This is a genomic window from Aeromicrobium sp. HA, assembly GCF_027171405.1.
Lineage (GTDB): Bacteria > Actinomycetota > Actinomycetes > Propionibacteriales > Nocardioidaceae > Aeromicrobium > Aeromicrobium tamlense.
Map to the genome: position 1 here is coordinate 248,943 of NZ_CP114372.1, position 17,812 is coordinate 266,754.

At 68.4% G+C, this 17,812-nt stretch carries 17 protein-coding genes; 15 read left to right on the plus strand and 2 right to left on the minus strand.

Annotated elements, in window-relative coordinates; genetic code table 11:
- Positions 1-52: 52 nt before the first annotated feature.
- Positions 53-472: a universal stress protein gene (locus O3S82_RS01305; RefSeq protein ID WP_179426903.1), complete on the minus strand. Its 420-nt coding sequence runs from the start codon at positions 470-472 to the stop codon at positions 53-55.
- Between the two features lie 105 nt (positions 473-577).
- On the opposite strand from O3S82_RS01305, the gene dcd reads away from it, so the two are divergent.
- The 4 genes from dcd (at position 578) to O3S82_RS01325 (ending at position 4,706) form a co-directional block, all read left to right on the plus strand.
- Positions 578-1,156: a dCTP deaminase gene (dcd, locus tag O3S82_RS01310; protein ID WP_269304961.1), complete on the plus strand. Its 579-nt coding sequence runs from the start codon at positions 578-580 to the stop codon at positions 1,154-1,156.
- 4 nt (positions 1,157-1,160) lie between these two features.
- Complete coding sequence (locus tag O3S82_RS01315; RefSeq protein WP_269304962.1) at positions 1,161-1,970, plus strand: HAD family hydrolase; 810 nt, start codon at positions 1,161-1,163, stop codon at positions 1,968-1,970.
- 137 nt (positions 1,971-2,107) lie between these two features.
- Positions 2,108-4,204 (plus strand): Ig-like domain repeat protein, encoded by a 2,097-nt coding sequence (locus O3S82_RS01320; protein WP_269304963.1) that lies wholly within the window; start codon positions 2,108-2,110, stop codon positions 4,202-4,204.
- A 13-nt stretch (positions 4,205-4,217) separates the two neighbouring features.
- The gene (locus O3S82_RS01325; RefSeq protein ID WP_179426895.1) at positions 4,218-4,706 is read left to right on the plus strand and encodes a hypothetical protein; all 489 of its coding nucleotides are present in this window, start codon (positions 4,218-4,220) and stop codon (positions 4,704-4,706) included.
- Positions 4,707-4,797: 91 nt separating this feature from the next.
- Here O3S82_RS01325 and O3S82_RS01330 read toward each other — a convergent pair whose 3' ends face one another.
- Positions 4,798-5,985, minus strand: coding sequence for a GAF domain-containing protein (locus O3S82_RS01330; RefSeq protein WP_269304965.1), 1,188 nt, complete (start codon positions 5,983-5,985; stop codon positions 4,798-4,800).
- A gap of 145 nt (positions 5,986-6,130) precedes the next feature.
- Between O3S82_RS01330 and O3S82_RS01335 the strand changes: the two genes are divergently transcribed.
- The 11 genes from O3S82_RS01335 to O3S82_RS01385 all read left to right on the plus strand — a co-directional run bounded on the left by O3S82_RS01335 (position 6,131) and on the right by O3S82_RS01385 (position 17,658).
- Positions 6,131-7,969, plus strand: a complete 1,839-nt coding sequence (locus O3S82_RS01335; RefSeq protein ID WP_269304966.1) for a flavin-containing monooxygenase — start codon at positions 6,131-6,133, stop codon at positions 7,967-7,969.
- A 94-nt stretch (positions 7,970-8,063) separates the two neighbouring features.
- Positions 8,064-9,263: a dipeptidase gene (locus tag O3S82_RS01340; RefSeq protein ID WP_269304967.1), complete on the plus strand. Its 1,200-nt coding sequence runs from the start codon at positions 8,064-8,066 to the stop codon at positions 9,261-9,263.
- A gap of 9 nt (positions 9,264-9,272) precedes the next feature.
- Positions 9,273-10,178 (plus strand): pseudouridine-5'-phosphate glycosidase, encoded by a 906-nt coding sequence (locus O3S82_RS01345; RefSeq protein WP_269304969.1) that lies wholly within the window; start codon positions 9,273-9,275, stop codon positions 10,176-10,178.
- Positions 10,175-10,450, plus strand: coding sequence for a PfkB family carbohydrate kinase (locus O3S82_RS01350; RefSeq protein ID WP_269304971.1), 276 nt, complete (start codon positions 10,175-10,177; stop codon positions 10,448-10,450). Before O3S82_RS01345 ends, O3S82_RS01350 begins: the two co-directional genes overlap by 4 nt.
- Positions 10,426-11,043 carry a carbohydrate kinase family protein gene (locus O3S82_RS01355; protein WP_269307084.1) on the plus strand — a complete coding sequence of 206 codons (618 nt, stop codon included), beginning with the start codon at positions 10,426-10,428 and terminating at the stop codon, positions 11,041-11,043. The genes O3S82_RS01350 and O3S82_RS01355 overlap by 25 nt, the downstream gene beginning before the upstream one ends.
- A 131-nt stretch (positions 11,044-11,174) precedes the next feature.
- The gene (locus O3S82_RS01360) at positions 11,175-12,545 is read left to right on the plus strand and encodes an FAD-dependent oxidoreductase (protein ID WP_269304972.1); all 1,371 of its coding nucleotides are present in this window, start codon (positions 11,175-11,177) and stop codon (positions 12,543-12,545) included.
- Positions 12,546-12,595: 50 nt separating this feature from the next.
- Positions 12,596-12,979, plus strand: a complete 384-nt coding sequence (locus O3S82_RS01365) for a hypothetical protein (RefSeq protein ID WP_269304974.1) — start codon at positions 12,596-12,598, stop codon at positions 12,977-12,979.
- A gap of 100 nt (positions 12,980-13,079) precedes the next feature.
- Entirely contained in the window at positions 13,080-13,940 is an 861-nt protein-coding gene (locus O3S82_RS01370; RefSeq protein ID WP_269304976.1) for a branched-chain amino acid ABC transporter permease, read from the plus strand.
- Positions 13,941-14,016: 76 nt separating this feature from the next.
- Positions 14,017-15,726: a branched-chain amino acid ABC transporter ATP-binding protein/permease gene (locus O3S82_RS01375; RefSeq protein ID WP_269304978.1), complete on the plus strand. Its 1,710-nt coding sequence runs from the start codon at positions 14,017-14,019 to the stop codon at positions 15,724-15,726.
- Positions 15,723-16,484 carry an ABC transporter ATP-binding protein gene (locus tag O3S82_RS01380; protein ID WP_269304980.1) on the plus strand — a complete coding sequence of 254 codons (762 nt, stop codon included), beginning with the start codon at positions 15,723-15,725 and terminating at the stop codon, positions 16,482-16,484. Before O3S82_RS01375 ends, O3S82_RS01380 begins: the two co-directional genes overlap by 4 nt.
- A gap of 4 nt (positions 16,485-16,488) precedes the next feature.
- Complete coding sequence (locus O3S82_RS01385; protein ID WP_269304982.1) at positions 16,489-17,658, plus strand: ABC transporter substrate-binding protein; 1,170 nt, start codon at positions 16,489-16,491, stop codon at positions 17,656-17,658.
- Positions 17,659-17,812: the final 154 nt, after the last annotated feature.

Below are 17,812 nucleotides of genomic sequence, written 5' to 3' on the forward strand. Positions count from 1 at the left end.
ATCACACGGCTTCGATTCCCGTCACCGGCTCCACTGAACCGGCGCCCGACTCTCAGACCGTCTTGACGATGTAGACGTCGCAGGGCGCGTGGTGGGCGACGTCGGTGGCGACGCTGCCGAGCAGTCGGCTGATGCCCTGCACGCGGCGGTTGCCCACGACGATGAGGTCGGCGCCGATCTCCTTGGCCACGTGCACGAGCGCGTCGGCGGGCTTGCCGGGAGCCGGACTGGACTCGACCGTTCCCTGGTAGGAGAGACCGTCGGCGACCTGGCGGGCGATCGCCTCGGCGCGCTCGCCGGGGCTCAGCGGGTGCATGCCCGGCGGGAGGTCGGTGGCCGCGGTGGCCTTCTCGTCGACCGCGGTGACGATGTGGAGGGCGGCGCCGGTGGCCGAGGCGAGCTCCGCCGCGACCTCGGCCGCGCGGGATGCCGTGTCGCTGCCGTCGACGCCGACGAGGATGGTCTTGTACACGTGGTGCTCCTCACAGTTGCCTTCTCTGCACCTTGGCACACGAAGGGGCCAAGCGCTCGAGGTCGGGAACCGCAGGGCGAAGAGACGATGCGTTAGGTTCTCCTTGTGCTGCTTTCGGACCGCGACATCCTCGCCGAGATCGACGCCGGGCGGGTCGCGCTCGACCCCTATGACGCCTCGATGATCCAGCCGTCGAGCATCGACGTGCGCCTCGACAAGTTCTTCCGCGTCTTCGACAACCACAAGTACCCCCACATCGACCCCGCACAGGACCAGTCGGACCTGACGCGCGAGGTCGAGGTCGCCGGCGAGGACGCGTTCATCCTGCACCCGGGTGAGTTCGTGCTGGGCTCCACGTACGAGTACGTGACGCTGCCCGACGACGTCGCCGCGCGCCTCGAGGGCAAGTCGTCCCTCGGCCGTCTCGGCCTCATGACGCACTCCACCGCCGGCTTCATCGATCCCGGGTTCCAGGGCCACATCACCCTCGAGCTGGCGAACGTGGCCACGCTGCCGATCAAGCTCTACCCGGGCATGAAGATCGGCCAGCTGTGCTTCTTCCGCCTCACCTCGGCCGCGGAGAACCCGTACGGCTCGGCGAAGTACGGGTCCCGTTATCAGGGCCAGCGCGGTCCCACGGCATCGCGGTCCCACGCGAACTTCCACCGGAGTGTGATCGACTGAGGGCATGACCGCGCCCGACATCAAGCTCGTCGTGGCCGACCTCGACGGCACCCTCCTCGACGAGCGCAAGCAGATGCCCGCCGAGACCTTCGCCCTCATCCGCGACCTGCAGGCCGCCGGCGTCGCCTTCGCCCCCGCCAGTGGCCGCCAGTGGGCGACCATCGAGTCGATGTTCCACGAGGTCGCCGACGAGCTCGTCATCATCGCCGAGAACGGCGCCTACGTGACCCACGCCGGCGTCGAGGTCGCCGCCCACCCGCTGGATCCCGCGTGGGTGTCCGGCGCCGTGCGGATGACGCAGGGCCTGGCCGACCGTGGTGTCGACGTCGGCATCGTCGTGTGCGGCATCGAGTCCGCGTGGATCGACCGCACCGACCAGCCGTTCCTCGACCAGGTCGAGCCGTACTACCGCCGCCTGAAGGTCACCGAGGACCTGACCTCGGTCGACGACACGATCATCAAGCTCGCCGTGCACGACTTCGGCGACCTCGAGGCGGTCACCGCGCCGTTCCTCAAGGAGCACGCCGAGCAGAACCCCGTCGCGATCTCGGGGGCGCATTGGGTCGACGTCATGGCCGAGGGCGTCAACAAGGGGCTCGCCGTCCGCGAGCTGCAGGCCGAGATGGGCATCGACGCCACGCAGACGATGGCGTTCGGCGACTACCTCAACGACTACGAGATGCTCCAGGCCGCCGACTGGTCGTTCGCGATGAGCAACGCCCACCCCGACATCCTCGACGTCGCGAACTACACGGCCCCGCCGAACCACGAGAACGGCGTCATCACCACAGTACGGTCGGTCCTCGGCCTCTGAGGAAAGCCCCAGGGGCACCATGCGACGCATGACGTCACCGGTGTCACGAATTTCCTGGTAAGCGAACGTTTTCGCCGCGCCGCTCTCGCTGTCGATGTGACCCTGAGGATCTTGGGGGTCGTTCGCGGAGGTGTGCGATGGCTCGGTCGGCGTGGTGGGTCCGTGGAGTGGTGATCGGCGCGGTGACGGCGGTGGGGGCCGCCCTCCTCGTGGCACCGGCCGGGGCCGTACCGCCCGAGCCGTACCGCGTCGCGACCGGCCTCGAGGGCGCGGTCAGCGCCGCTCACGTGGCGCTCGGCGACCGCATCTTCTGGGTGTCATACGGCAACAGCGGCACGAGCTCGACCGATAGCGAGCTGTGGACCTCCGACGGCACTGAGGCCGGAACACGCGAGCTGGTCGATCCGAACCCGGGCGGCTTTGCTCGGGTGGACCACCTGCACGCGTTCGGGAACGGTCTCGTCTTCACGGCCGACGACGGCACGCACGGCTCCGAGCTCTGGTTCTCCGACGGGACGACGGGCGGCACCGCGATGGTCGCCGACCTCACCCCGGAGCCCGGCGCGTCCACGTGGCTGCTCGACGCAGGACCGGGCGCGGTGTACCTGGCCGCCGACGACGGCGTCCACGGGCGCGAGCCGTACCGGTGGACGGGCCCGGGGGCGGCCCCGCAGCTGCTGGACGTCAACACGACCTCGCGGACGACCGATGACGAGGAGCTCCAGCCCCAGTGGAGGACTGACTGGACCGACTCGAACCCGGGGGCGCTGGGGATGGTCGGGGACGCGTTGGTGTTCGCGGCGGACCGGACCATCAGGACGGAGGGCGTGGACGAGTGGGGAGATCACTACGTCGCCACGTCCGGGCCGGGGGAAGAGCTGTGGAGGGTCGGCCCCACCGGCCCTCCGCAGCTCGTCAAGGACATCACGCAGACCGACCCGTGGGGTGACCCCGATCCGACCCAGGGCACGGCGTTCTCGCCGCGGACCGGCACCGCGGTGGTGGGCGACACCCTGTACTTCCTCACCGACCACACGGACGACGACGACTCGCGACCGGAGCTCTGGCGCACGAGCGGCACCGAGGCCACGACCGTGCGGGTCGGCGCCCCGCCGCTCGCGTACGTCGAGGACCACTGGGACTTCCAACCGGTGGCGTCGGGCGGGCGTGTCTTCTACCGCGCGTGGGATGGCGCGTGGGACGGAGTCTGGGCGACGAGCGGGTCGGGCGTGGGCCAACGGGTGAGCCCGCCCGGCGATGCCACCGATCCCGTCGCACTGAACGGCGGCGTGGTCTTCGCGATCGCGGGCGATGCCGCCGGACGCGAGCCGTGGTTCTCCGACGGGAGCTCCGCGACCCGACTGGCTGACCTACGTGCCGGCGCACCGGGCTCGAGCGCCTTCCCATTCGCGACCTGGGGAGGTCACGCGTACTTCGGCGCGACCGCGGGCAGCGGACGCGACCTCTATCGGACGGACGGCACGGCCGCAGGGACCGAACGTGTCATGGACCTGCCGAACGAGTCGGGTGCGATCGTGGACGGCCCGATGGTCCTCTACGGGGCGGCGGGCCTGCTGTACTTCCTCAACAGCCCCGATGACGACCGCAACGTCGGCAACGAGCTGTGGGTGTTCGACCCGAACCGCGTCATCGACGCGAAGGCGACCACGACGGTGCTTCGGGGGCCGGCAGCCGTGGCGTACGGAGTCGGCGGAAGCCTCACGATCACGGTCTCCGGCACGGGCGGGCCGCCCGCGGGCACGGTGACGATCCGCGACGGTGCGACGGTGCTGGGCACCGCGACGCTCTCCGGTGGACGCGCCACGTTCGCCCTGCCGAGGAGTCTGGCGCTCGGACGTCACACGCTGACCGCGACCTACGACGGCAGCGCCGCGTTCTCGTCGTCCGTCTCGGCGCCGCTCGTCGTGACGGTCAAGGCCGCGACGAGACTCACCGGCCGCGTCAACGACCTGACGTTCACGGCACGGGACAGCATCCGCGTGACCGCCACGCTCAGGACGACTCCCGCGATCAACGCGACCGGGCGGATGCAGCTGCACGTCGACGGCGGTGTCCGCGTGACGGCGACGCTCGCCGCGCGTCATCGCAACACGCTCACGCTGGTCAGCCGACCCCTTCGGCCGGGCCGCCACCGTCTCCAGGTGGTCTTCTCCGGGTCCCCGAACGCCATGGACGCCCGGACGGGCGTCGTCACGATCACGGTCTACCGATGAGGAAGGGACGAACATGAGGACGACACGGATGACAGTGGTCGCGGCGCTGCTCGCGGCCCTCGTGCTGGCGTTCGCGCCGGCGGCCCAGGCCGGCAGCTGGAAGACCACCACGAAGTGGCGCAATTGCGACAACTTCAAGGCGGCGATAGGTGTCCGGGTGACGTTCACCGACCCCGCCCGGTACTACGGCACCGGCAAGTACATGGTGAAGCGCTGGATCGAGTGGGAGTACTACAAGGGCGGCAAGTGGCGCGAGGCCGACCGCTACTACCGCGAGTCGGACTGGGTGAAGGTGACGAACCTGAACTACGACTGGGTCACCACGCCGGCCGACCGCGTGGCCTGGCAGGGGCTCTACTACAGCCACTGGCGTGCGAAGGTGACCGTGAAGCTCATCAAGAACCGCCCGGGACCGCGGGACAAGAAGGTCGACGAGGTCCAGATCTTCCCGATGAAGGGGTCGTTCCGCGAGATCGGCAGCAACTGCGGCTACGAGTTCTGAGGGGCGTCGCCTCACGCGGCCCCCCGGTATGACCCGCGGCGTCATCACCACCGTCCGGTCGGTCCTCGGCCTCTGACCGGTCGGACCCTCCTCACCGCACGACGACGAGGTCGACCTCGGCGGCGATGCGGTAGGGCGAGGTCGTCAGCAGCGCCCCGACCTGCCGTCGCAGCCGCGAGATCTCGGCGCGCACGGTCACCTCGTGCCCACTGTCGCCGAACAGCGCCCGGCTGAGGGCGGCGGCGGACGTCCCGGCGGGTCCGGCGTCCGCGAGCCGGACCAGGAGCTCGGCATGGCGGGCGCTCAGGGGTCGGCGCAGGGTCGAGTCGGCGGACGTCACCTCGAGCACCGGCTCGCCGCCCGTGAGGTCGAGTCGACCCCGCACGCGCCGGTCGGCGGTCGCAGGACGCACGAGCCAGCCGCCGTCGATGGGCTCGGGCAGGCACAGACCCATCCCCGGGACGGCCAGTGACGTGTCCGGCCGTGGAGCGGCGATCCGGTCACGCACCGCGATGCCGGAGCGCACGGCGACCCAGCCGTCGGGATCGACCACCAGGAGCGGTCCGTTCGAGGACGCGACCACGTGCTCGACCGAGCGACGGAGCCGTTCCAGCTGATGGGTGTGCACCTGCGACAGCCGCGCCTCAGCCAGTCGCACGGCAGTCTCCACGAGGGCGGTGATGGCCGGGTGCAGCGTCAGGGCAGGTCCGCTGACGTCGACCACGCCGAGCAGCTCGCCCGTGCGCGGGTCGTGCAGCGGCGCGGCGGTGCAGTACCACGGGTGCTGCTGCTCCTCGAAGTGCTCGGCGGAGAACAGCTGGACCGGCGCCTGTTCCGCGATGGCGGTGCCGATCGCGTTCGTCCCCACCTGGCCCTCGGTCCACAGAGCGCCCTCGCCGAAGCCGAGGCGGTCGGCCTGCAGTCGCACGGTGCTCGCCCCCTCGCGCCACAGGATGATCCCGTCGGCGTCGGTCACCACGAGCAGGAAGCGGGACGCGTCGGCGACGCTCGTGAGGGCGAGCCGGAGGTCGTCGATCACCCAGCGCAGCGGCGTGGCGCGGCGGCGCCGCTCGACCTCGTCGCGGCCGAGTGGGTCGCGCGCGCCCGCGCCCGTGGGATTGAGGCCGAGCGCCAGCATCCGCTGCCACGATCGCGCGACCACGGGCCGTGGCAGGGCGGGTGCGCGCCCGCCGGAGAGCAGCAGGTCGTGCATCCGGCGCAGGTCCCGGGCGTGACGCGGCAGGTCCGTGCCCGGCGCGACGGCGCTGAAGCTGTTCACCTCGCCACCTCCTGGGTCGTCGCCAGCATAGGCATCCAGTGTGACGTCCGTCACGTGCAACGTCGTGCAACGCTACCCGGCCGACCTGCCCCGGCGGTGTCCTGAGGTCCGTCCCCCACCGGCCTCAGCGATTCGAGGAGCGATCATGACCCAGATTCTGGAACCACCCGTCGACACGGCGGCGAACCCCGATCCCACCGTCGCAGCCGAAGGATGGTTCGCCGACTTCGAGGCCGCCCTGCGCGACCGCGACGTCCACCGCGCCGCCGCGCAGTTCGCCACCCAGAGCTTCTGGCGCGACCTGGTCGCCTTCAGCTGGAACATCACGACGGTCGAGGATCGATCCGGCGTCGAGGGCCTGCTGACCGACACGCTCGAGCGCACCGACCCGAGCCGGTTCGTCCTCGAGGAGCAGGCCACCGAGGAGGGCGGCGTCATCACCGCCTGGTTCGTGTTCGAGACGGCGGTCGGCCGCGGTCGTGGTCTCGTTCGCCTGCGTGAGGAGGAAGGCCGTTGGAGGGCCTGGACGTTCCTCACGACGCTCTACGAGCTGAAGGGGCACGAGGAGCCGCGCGGCTCCCGGCGGCCGATGGGCGCCGAGCACGGTGCGACGAAGGATCGAACGACCTGGACGGAGCGCCGGGAGGCGGAGGACGCGTCACTCGGACGCACCGAGCAGCCCTACGTCCTCGTGGTCGGCGGCGGCCAGGGCGGCATCGCGCTCGGTGCTCGGCTCCGCCAGCTCGGCGTCCCGAGCCTGGTCATCGACAAGTACCCCCGGCCGGGGGACCAGTGGCGCAGCCGCTACAAGTCGCTGTGCCTCCACGACCCGGTCTGGTACGACCACCTGCCCTACCTGAAGTTCCCCGACAACTGGCCCGTGTTCGCGCCGAAGGACAAGGTCGGTGACTGGCTGGAGTCCTACACGAAGGTCATGGAGGTGCCGTACTGGTCCTCGACCGTCGCGACCTCGGCGTCCTTCTCCGAGGAGACCGGACGATGGACCGTCGAGATCGAGCGCGAGGGCGAGGCGCTGACGCTGACCCCGACGCACCTCGTGCTGGCGACCGGCATGTCCGGGAAGCCGAACGTTCCCGTGCTTCCCGGACAGGACGTGTTCCGCGGCGAGCAGCAGCACTCGAGCCAGCACCCCGGCCCCGACGCATATCGCGGCAAGAGGGTCGTGGTGATCGGCTCGAACAACTCGGCGTTCGACATCTGCGGCGCCTTGTGGGAGCACGATGCCGACGTCACGATGGTCCAGCGGTCGTCGACCCACATCGTGAAGTCCGAATCGCTCATGGACATCGGCCTGGGCGACCTCTACTCCGAGCGGGCGCTCGCGGCCGGCATGACCACCGAGAAGGCCGACCTCGTCTTCGCGTCGCTGCCCTACCGGATCATGCACGAGTTCCAGATCCCGCTGTACGAGCAGATGAAGGAGCGGGACGCCGACTTCTACGCACGCATGGAGGCTGCCGGCTTCGACCTCGACTGGGGCGACGACGGCTCGGGCCTGTTCATGAAGTACCTGCGCCGGGGGTCGGGCTACTACATCGACGTCGGGGCGGCCGAGCTGGTCGCGGACGGGGAGGTCAAGCTGGCGAAGGGCCAGGTCTCCCACCTCACCGAGGACTCCGTGGTGCTGGCGGACGGCACCGAGCTGCCGGCCGACCTCGTGGTCTACGCGACCGGGTACGGCTCGATGAACGGCTGGGCCGCGGACCTGATCAGCCAGGACGTCGCCGACCGGGTGGGCAAGGTCTGGGGACTCGGCTCGGACACGACCAAGGACCCGGGACCGTGGGAGGGCGAGCAGCGCAACATGTGGAAGCCGACGCAGCAGCCGCATCTGTGGTTCCACGGGGGCAACCTGCACCAGTCGAGGCACTACTCGCTCTACCTGGCGCTCCAGCTCAAGGCGCGCCACGTCGGGATCCCCACGCCCGTCCGCGGGCTGCAGGAGGTGCACCACCTCTCCTGAGCGTGCGCCCGAGGGCTCCGGCGACGGCCGGAGTCCTCGGCGTGCCGGGGGCCCAGGGCATGACCCACGTCACGCCGGCCGATAGCGTGCGCGCGTGGCGAAGAAGACTCGGACCTGGCTGCGGCGCACCCTGCTCGCCGTTCTCGTGCTCCTGCTGCTCGGCGTGGTCGGGTTCTTCGCGCTCGGCCCGGGCATCGTCGAGAACAGCATGAACCGGATGGCCGACACCGACCTGGCCGAGCCGGACCGCGAGACGGTCGCGCTCCACGACTCCCTGTTCATCGCCGACCTGCACTCCGACACGCTGATGTGGAACCGGGACCTGCTCGACCGCTCCGACCGCGGTCACATGGACCTGCCGCGGCTGCAGGACGGCAACGTCGGCCTGCAGGTGTTCTCGTCGGTGTCGAAGACGCCCAAGAACCAGAACTACGACTCGAACCCGGCGAACACCGACAACATCACCCTGCTGGCGATCCTGCAGCTGCAGCCGCCGCGCACGTGGACCTCGCTGGTGGAGCGGTCGCTCTACCACGCCGAGAAGCTGCAGGACGCGGTCGCCGACTCCGAGGGCGAGCTGCGCTTCATCCGGTCGCGCGACGACCTCGACCGCCTCGTGGCCGACCGCGAGGCCGGCAAGAACGTGACCGGGGCGCTGTTCTCGCTCGAGGGCCTGCAGAGCCTCGAGGGCGACATCGACAACCTCGGTCGACTGTTCGGTGCCGGCGCGCGCATGGCCGGCTTCACCCACTTCTTCGACAACGAGGTCTCCGGGTCGATGCACGGCGAGGGCAAGGGCGGCCTGACCGACCTCGGCCGCGAGGCGTTCGCCGAGATGGAGCGCCGTGGGATGGTCGTCGACATCGCCCATGCCAGTCATCCGGCGATCGCCGAGATGCTCGAGCTCGCCACGAAGCCCGTGGTGGCCAGCCACGGCGGTGTCCAGGCGACGTGCGACGTCAACCGCAACCTCACCGACGACGAGATCCGCGGCGTCGCCGCCACGGGCGGTGTCGTCGGCATCGGCTACTGGGACGCCGCGGTCTGCGAGCTGACGCCCGCCGCCGTCGTCGACGCGATCGAGCACGTCATCGAGGTCGGCGGCCTCGAGACGGCGGCGCTGGGCAGCGACTACGACGGAGCCACGAAGGTCGCCTGGGACACCAGCGACATCGCCGTCGTCACCCAGGAGCTGCGCGACCGTGGGCACTCCGACGAGGACATCGCCGCGATCATGGGCGGCAACACGCTGCGCGTCCTGCGTGCCGTCCTGCCCGTCGGAAGCGACGGTTAGAGTCGCGGGGTGAGAGTCCAGCCGTCCCCCGAAGTCGCCGCAGCACTGGAGCAGGGGCGCCCCGTCGTCGCCCTCGAGTCCACGATCATCAGCCACGGCCTGCCCCGTCCCGACAACCTCGCGGCCGCGCAGGAGTTCGAGGAGATCCTGCGGTCGCAGGGCGTCACGCCCGCGACGGTCGCGGTCCTCGACGGTGAGCTGAAGGCGGGCCTCACCGCCGACGAGCTGTCGCGGATCGCCAACGAGGACGTCCCGAAGCTCACGGTCCGCGACCTCCCCGTCGTGCTCGGCATGGCCGGCAGCGGCGCCACCACGGTGGCCGCCACGTCGTGGATCGCCGACCGCGCGGGCATCCGCGTGTTCGCCACCGGAGGCCTCGGCGGCGTGCACCGCGGCGCGTCCGAGACGTTCGACGAGTCCGCCGACCTCACCGTCCTCGGCCAGGTGCCGATCACGGTGGTCTCGGCCGGCGTGAAGTCGATCCTCGACATCCCTGCGACCTTGGAGCGCCTCGAGACCCTCGGCGTCATCGTGCTGGGCTTCCGCACGAAGGACTTCCCGAGCTTCTGGCTCACCTCGTCGGGCCACCAGCTCGACTGGCGCGCGGAGGACGCGTTCGCCGTCGCCGCGGTGATGCACAGCCGCGACCAGCTCGGACTGAGGTCGGGCATCGTCGTGGCGAACCCGCTGCCGGAGGAGAAACAGCTCGACCCGCAGGTCCACGACGAGGCGCTCGAGCGCGCGCTCGCCGAGGCCGAGGCGAAGGGCCTCTCGGGCAAGGAGGTCACGCCGTTCCTGCTGCAGCGCATCGTCGAGCTCACCGGCGGCGACAGCCTCGCCGTCAACCTCGACATCGCCCGCAACAACATCGAGGTCGCCGCCCGCATCGCGACCGCCGCGGCGGAGTACCCGTGATCCTCGTCGTGGGCGACGTCGTCGACGACATCGGCGTCCTGCCTCTCGAGCCCGTCGCCCCGCGCAGCGACACCCGCGCGCAGATCCGGATGACGCCGGGCGGGTCGGCAGCGAACACGGCTGCGTGGCTGGGCTTCCTCGGCGCGCAGACGCGCTTCCTCGGCAAGGTCGGCAACGACGGCGTCGAGCGCCAGGTGACGCCCTGCGCGAGCACCAGGTCGAGCCGAGGCTGGTCGCCGACCCGCTGCTGCCCACGGCCACGATCGTGCTGACCCTCGACGACGACGCCGACCGCACGATGTACGTCGACCGCGCCGCCAACGGCACGCTCACGCAGGCCGACCTCCCCGACGACCTCTGGGACGGCGTCGACTGGCTGCACCTCACCGGCTACACCTTCTTCGACCCGCAGACCCGCGACGTCGCCATCGACCTCATCGCCGAGGCGAAGCGGCGCGGTACGGGCGTCAGCGTCGACCCCAGCACCACCGCGTTCCTGCGCGAGGTCACGCCCGAGGCGTTCGCCGAGTGGACCCGCGGCGTCGACCTGCTCGTGCCGAACCTCGACGAGGCGCGCCTCATGGTCGGCGCGACCGGCCCGTTCGTCGACTTCGACGCGCTGACGCGGATGTACCCGCAGGTCGTCGTCACGCTCGGCTCGATGGGCGCCGCCTACGTCGCCGGCGGCGACCGCGAGCAGGTGGCCGCTCCGCGCATCCAGGTCGTCGACACCACCGGCGCGGGCGACGCCTTCACCGCCGGCTTCCTGGCCTCGTGGCTGGAGCAGAAGGACCCGCGCGCCGCGCTCACCGGCGGCATCGGCGCCGCCAGCCGCTGCGTCCAGCAGCGCGGCGCCCGCCCCTAGCGAGACGCGCTGCGCCTCCGCTGCTCAGTGGAGGTGCCGAGCTGTGCGCAACCGCCGACGTGCTGCCACTGCTCGGTGAAAAGTGACGACAGTCTTGACGGTGACGACGCATTCATGTTTCCCTCGCGAATGTGAACAGAGTCACAAAGGCTGCGGGTCCACCCGTCGACGTCGCGGTCCTCGGCGGGGGCATGTCTGGCCTCGTGGCGGGCTTGGCCGCGGCCGAATCCGGCGCTGAAGTCCTGGTGCTCGAAGCCAGTTCTGTCGTCGGTGGATCAATGGCGCTGAGCGGAGGTCTCATCTGGGCGCCGCGGGACCTCCACACTGCGCGTCGTTACATTCCGCGAGGGCGTGCCGACCTGCAGCGCCTGTTATGCGACGGCATTGACGAGGCGTGGGCCTGGCTGGAGTCCTTGGGACTTCCATTGGAGCCGGCGATCGACTGTCTCAAGGACGACATGGGGATCGGGCGACTCATGGGACTTGGTGTCGGCGGGGACCGTCATGAGTTCGCCGAAGCGATGGTGCATCAACTGGAACGGCTGGGGGGTCGTGTCATTTGCGAGTCCCCGCCCAGTGCGGTGGACAGGTCGGAGGGGCAGTGGTCGTTGTCGTCCGGCGGATTCAGTGTGACCGCACGCAGCGTCGTCTCGGCGACAGGCGGCTTCCAGAACAACTCTGCGATGCTGCGCGAGTTCGTCACGCCTGAGGCCGAACACGTGCTGGTGAGGTCGAACCGGACGAGCGACGGATTCGGCGTCGATCGATTCCGGCGGCTCGGTGCAGCTCTGTCGAATGCCATGTCGTCGTTCTACGGGCATTCACTCCCTGTCACTCCTCAGCCACTCGATCCATCGATGTTCATCCCGGCGTCTCAGTACTACTCCGACTACACGATCGCCCTCAATCGCCTAGGTCTGCGTTTCACCGATGAGTCGATCGGTGTCCTGGACGAGCACAACGCGCAGATTGGTTCGCGTCAGCCCGACGCAAGTTACTTCCTCGTGTTCGACCAGGCGATCCGCGATGAGTACGTCACGGGGAGAGCTGGTCTGCCCGGCGTCCTGGGCGCGCAGGTCGAGGATCGATTGGACCTGGTCCGAAGCCTGGGTGGCTCGGTCCTGCGGTCGGACACGATCGAAGGAATCGCGGAACTGCTGCAAGAACGAGGTGTTCCGGCCGACAACGTGCTGGACACGATCAACTCGTTCAATCGGGCCGGTGACCCAGTTCTTGATCTCATTCCGCCCCGGACGCGGGGCTATCAGCGATTGGAGAGTCCGCCGTTCTACGCCGTTGAGTGTCGCGCCGCGATCACGTACACGATGGGCGGCCTCCTGGTCGACGACCGATGTCGTGTGCTCGATCGAGAGGGCACGCCCATGAAAGGGCTGTACGCGGCAGGGGCGGACGCAGGCGGAGTATTCCAGGACGTGTACGGCGGAGGTCTCGGATGGGCCGCGGTGAGCGGTCTCCGAGCAGGGCGAAACGCCGCGCTATGACGCGGGGCATCACCACCGATCTTGGGCCCAATCCAACGAAAGAAGCTGACATGACAATCCCTCCTGCGCTGACTAGCTACTTCGAGCATCTGGCAGCAGGTGATTTCGTCCGCGCCGCCGGGTGCTTCACTCCGAAGTGCTTCTACTCGCATCCCCCCTACGAACCGGGGGCGGAGGGCCCCTTGGGTCGGCGGGTGGAGGCCACGTCGCGTGCCGAGCTGCGACGGCTGTTCGAACTGCGCGGGAAGCGTGACTGGCACCACGAGACTCGGGTCTCGGTGGCGGGGCAGAGATTTTTCGTCGAAGGCGCCGTGCGCGACGGGGATGGAACTCTCGTCCTCTCGTACCTGTCGAGCGGATCGGTGGGTGAATCCGGACTCATCGAGCGATATGTCGCCTACGACTCCCGCCCGCCCGTCGGCCAACCACTCTGATCCGCCGGGCTTCTCGCATTCGCTTGACTTTTGTGATCGCAATAATAAAGATGACGTCATTCTCACTTAGTGACTCAGAGCACAGAAGGCAGGTGTTGGCGTGACGCAGTTCCTTGTCACGACGTTCTGCAACGCAGCGGTGTACGCGCTCATCGCGGTGTCCCTCAACGTCATCTATCGCTCGAGCGGCGTTCTGAACTTCGGTGCGGGCCACATCGCCGCCATCGCAGGCATCTTCTACGTCAACCAAATGAGTCCGGGCGTGGTCGGCATTCTGGTCACGCTGGCTGTCGCGGCATGCGCGTCGCTCGTGGGCTATGCGGTGGCGGTCGCCTGGGGACAACGCAGGGGAATCGATCATGTCTCGCTCTCCCTGGCGCTCCTCGGGTATGGGTTGGTGCTGGACTATCTCGCTGGCGAGATCTGGGCGAAGGAGGGCTTCTCCGCCGGACCACTGATCGATGGCAGTGTGACCGTGGGCGGCACGACCTTCTCCTCTGAGCGAATCCTTGTCGTGGTGCTCGCAGCGGCCTTCATCGTGGGAACCCTGCTGTTCATCGATCGGACCATGGCGGGCAACGCGATCGAGGCGACTGCGGCGGATCCCGAACTCGCGACTCTCTACGGAGTCCCGACTGGCGTCGTGGCCCTCGTGACATGGATGTTGGCGGGCGCCGCCCTCGGCCTGGCTGGGGTCTTGCAGGCGTCCATCGCTGCGGTTTCGCTGACGACCGCGCTTCCGCTGGTGATCCTCGGAATCGCAGCCGCGGTCGTCGGTGGGTTGGGCAGCATCTCGAAGGCCGCCGCCGGCGCGTTGGCCGTGGCTGCGGTGCAGACGGCGTTCATTCAGTTCGTCAGTCCGCGGTACTCGGTGAGCATGGTCTTCGTACTGCTCTTCGTGGTGCTGGCACTGCGGCCAGCAGGCTTGTTCGCCAACGCCCGAGTCGCGGAGAGGGTGTGATCTCGGGGTGAGTCGAGCGTTCGAATCGCCGCGCCCGTGGTGGCACTCGTTGGCCGCTCCTGTGGTGGTGATGGTCGTGGGCGCCGTGGTCAGCCAGGACGACTTCTGGGTGTACTTGGCAATCACAGCCGCCGCGGCGTTCATCCTGACCGTCAGCTTCAATCTCATCTACGGCTATGCCGGCATCTTCTCGTTGGCGCACGTCGCCGTGTACGGAATCGGTGCGTACACCACGTGTCTGCTGGAGATGAACTACGGAGTGCCGTTCCTGTGGGCGACCCTTGGGGGGATGGCGTTCTGCGCCGTGGCAAGTCTCGTGCTGTGGTGGCCGACTCGGCACCTCAAGGACTTGTTCCTGGCAATCGCTACTCTCGGCTTTGCCGTGGCGGTCCAGGAGGTTCTCCTGAAGTGGTCGGTGACCGGTGGCGCGGAGGGACTCCTTGGAATTCCGCTGGCCGAGATCGGCGGGCGCGAGATCGTCGCGAACACGATGAGCTACTACTGGCTTGCCGCGGTAGGCGCAGTGCTGGCTTTCGAGATCTCGGCGCGCGTCACCTCCTCCGCGACGGGTCGCAAGTTCGTGGCTCTCAGGGATGCTCCGATCGCCCTGTCCGCCGTGGGGGTCTCCCCGGGACGAGTCCGACTCGTGGCGTTCATCCTCGCTGGCGGTCTCGCGGGACTTGCGGGGAGTCTGTTCGCACACCAGACCCTGTTCATCGCATCCGAGTCGTTCGGTCTCGATCGGCTTATCGTGCTGATCCTCGCTGTCATGATCGGCGGGCCTGGGACTCAGCTTGGTCCGATCATCGGGGTGGTCGCGCTCGTCTTCATCGACGAGGCGGGAGTGGCCAGCGCCGGCTACCACACCCTCATCCTCGGCTTGGCGATCATCGTGCTGCTGGGGTATGCGCCAGGAGGCCTCATGGGTTGGGTGCGACGAATGCGCGGGCGGTTCCGGAGCCGGCCCGAGTCCCGGCAACTCCCTGTCGAGCCCCTGCCGGCACAGTTCGAAGCGCGAGGTCACTTGTCCTCCTTGGTCGTCGAGTCCGCATCGGTGGACTTCGGGGGAGTCCGTGCTCTGGACGATGTGTCGCTCGATGTTCGGTCTGGGGAGGTCTTGGGCCTCATTGGTCCCAACGGCGCCGGAAAGACCACGCTCGTCAACGTGGTGACGGGTCACGTTCGCCCGACCACGGGCGGCGTCCGCCTCGATGGCAAGCGCATCGACGGCGATCGACCGCACGTTGTCGCGCGTCGCGGGGTCGTGCGGACGTTTCAGACCCCCCAGTTGCTGTCCGACGTCAGTGTTGTCGGGAACGTTGCACTGGGATTCGCGGGGGTCTCGAGCGCCACTGATCTTGGTGAGATCGTCGACTCTCGATCGGCCAGGCGCGACACCACCGCTGCCCTCGGCGAAGCGGCCGGCCTGCTCGAGGCGCTCGACGTCCACGCCGGCCTGACGGAACCCGCCGGATCTCAGCCGTACGCCACCCAACGTCTGACGGAGATCGCCAGGGCTCTCGCCACCCGACCGGCGTTCGTGCTTCTCGACGAGCCCGGCGCCGGGCTCAGCGACCACGAGCGCGACACCTTGGCGGTGATCATTCGGCGCGTGGCCGACGCAGGAATCGGCGTGCTGCTGATCGATCACAATGTCTCGTTCGTCGCTGCCGTCTCAGACCGCATTCACGTGCTCGACCGCGGAAGAACTTTGGCATCGGGGCCTGCAGACGAGGTGCTGGAACAACGTGAGGTCGTTGTCGCCTACTTCGGAGGTGAAGCATGAGCGCACTTCTGACCGCCAAGGATCTCCGGTCGGGTTACGGCAGTGCGACTGACGTGCTGATGGGCCTCGACCTGGAGGTTGGGGAAGGTGCCGCAGTCGGCGTCGTGGGCGCGAACGGTTCCGGCAAGAGCACGCTCCTGAAAACCGTCGCAGGACTGGTTCCGCTGCGGTCGGGTGAACTGACGTTCGGTGGTGTGCCACTGACGAGAGAGCGTGCGGACGCGCGTCTGCGCCGCGGCATTGTGCTCCTCCCCGAAGGCCACCGAGTCATGCGAACACTGTCGGTGGAGGAGAACCTCAGGCTCGCGGCGATCTCTCGCTGGCCATCGGGCGTCAAGTCGCGTCTCGACGAGGTGCTGCCGACGGTCTTCGATCTCTTCCCCGTGCTCCACGAGCGCCGCAAGCAGATGGCGGGGCTGCTTTCAGGCGGTGAGCAGCAGATGGTCAGCATCGGTCGAGCGCTGGTGTCGAAGCCACGACTGTTGCTTCTCGATGAGCCGTCCTTGGGGCTTGCGCCGGTGGTCATTGACCGCATCTACGGATCGCTCGACACGCTTCGTCAGACAGGGCTGTCACTGCTGGTGGTGGAACAGAGCCTTAACAGACTGAACGCGCTTTGCGATCAGCTGCACATTCTTCGGCTGGGCGAGGTCACCTTGTCAGCCAAAGGCGGGGAACTCAGCGAGGACGCGATCAAGAACGCGTACTTCGGACAGAGCGGGACGTCACCGACGGTCCCAGCGAAGGAAGAGGAGTAGTGCCATGAAGTTCACCAGGACGTTGGCGGTCGCTGCGGCGGCGGCTCTCACCCTTGGCGCCTGCGGAGGCGGCGATGGCGGGGACGAGAACGACCCGCTCACCGTTGCTGTCGTCATCCCGCTCACCGGTGCTTCGGCGCGGACTGCCGAGCAGATGGAGAACGCAGCGAAGCTGGCAGTGTCGGAGATCAACGCCGACGGTGGTGTCAACGGCCGCGATCTTGAGATCAAGGTGTACGACGACGAGCTGACGCCGGAGCTGGCGACGAAGGAGGCGCAGCGCGCGATCACCCGAGACAAGGCGGTGGCCATCATTGGTGCCCAGTCCAGCGGTGAGGCGTTGGCGATCCGAGAGGTCGCCGAGCGATCCAAGGTTCCCTTCATCACCTCGTCGGCGACGTCCGAGGCAGTCACGGAGGATGCGAAGTTCACCTACCGGATCGCACCACTGCTGACGGACTACGCCAACGGCGTGGTCGACACAGCCACCGCACTGGGTCTGAAGGACCCGGTGTTGATGAACGATTCGGGGCCGGCGGGTCTGCAGCTGAAGGACCTGTTCCTCGCACATGCCCAGGAGGTCGGCCTCGAGTTCGCAGGCTCCCCGGTGGAGTATCCGATCAACGGAACCGACGTGTCCGCGCAGGTCGCCACCGCGAGCAAGCAGAATCCCGACGGCGTCCTTGTCGGCGGTTCTGCCGGCAGCGATCACGGCTTGATCGCGAAGACCATGCTCGAGCAGGGCCTCGACGTCCCGTTGATCGGCTTCAGCCCGATCCTGGTCAACGACGCCATCAAGATCGCAGGGGACGCGTACTCGGAGCTCCCTGGCGTCTATTCGCTGCAGAATCTCGATCAGACCAAGGACGGCACCAAAGAGTTCTTCGCGGCATACGCCGAGGAGTTCGGCGAGGACAAGCTGACCGAGCACCCTGCCCAGACGTACGACGCGTTCCACGTGCTGGCAGACGCACTGAAGGCGAGCGACGGTGAAGGCGGTCAGAAGCTGGCGGATGCGCTGGATTCGATGGAGCCCTTCGAGGGCGTCTCGGGCAAGGCGGGCGCCCAGATCGAGTTCACCGCCGACCGACACGACGGCTATCAGGGCGACTACCTGGTGACCTACAAGATGAACGGCCCTGAGGCCGAACAGGTCGACCTCGCCAAGGAGTGACACCCGGGTGGGGCCGGGAGATTCCCTGCCGGCCCCACCGATCTACGACGAACCACGAGGAGAGACGTGACAAGCACAGGACGGCCCCCGAAGCGCCTAGGGTTCTTGGGGAACACTGCACTGGCCGGCGTTGGGATGACAGCGCTGACAAAGA

Excerpts from the sequence above, each read along its gene's own strand:
- O3S82_RS01315 (WP_269304962.1), top strand. The coding sequence starts at position 1,161 with ATGACCGCGCCCGACATCAAGCTCGTCGTGGCCGACCTCGACGGCACC.
- O3S82_RS01320 (WP_269304963.1), top strand. The coding sequence starts at position 2,108 with ATGGCTCGGTCGGCGTGGTGGGTCCGTGGAGTGGTGATCGGCGCGGTG.
- O3S82_RS01325 (WP_179426895.1), top strand. The coding sequence starts at position 4,218 with ATGAGGACGACACGGATGACAGTGGTCGCGGCGCTGCTCGCGGCCCTC.
- O3S82_RS01335 (WP_269304966.1), top strand. The coding sequence starts at position 6,131 with ATGACCCAGATTCTGGAACCACCCGTCGACACGGCGGCGAACCCCGAT.
- O3S82_RS01365 (WP_269304974.1), top strand. The coding sequence starts at position 12,596 with ATGACAATCCCTCCTGCGCTGACTAGCTACTTCGAGCATCTGGCAGCA.
- O3S82_RS01380 (WP_269304980.1), top strand. The coding sequence starts at position 15,723 with ATGAGCGCACTTCTGACCGCCAAGGATCTCCGGTCGGGTTACGGCAGT.
- O3S82_RS01385 (WP_269304982.1), top strand. The coding sequence starts at position 16,489 with ATGAAGTTCACCAGGACGTTGGCGGTCGCTGCGGCGGCGGCTCTCACC.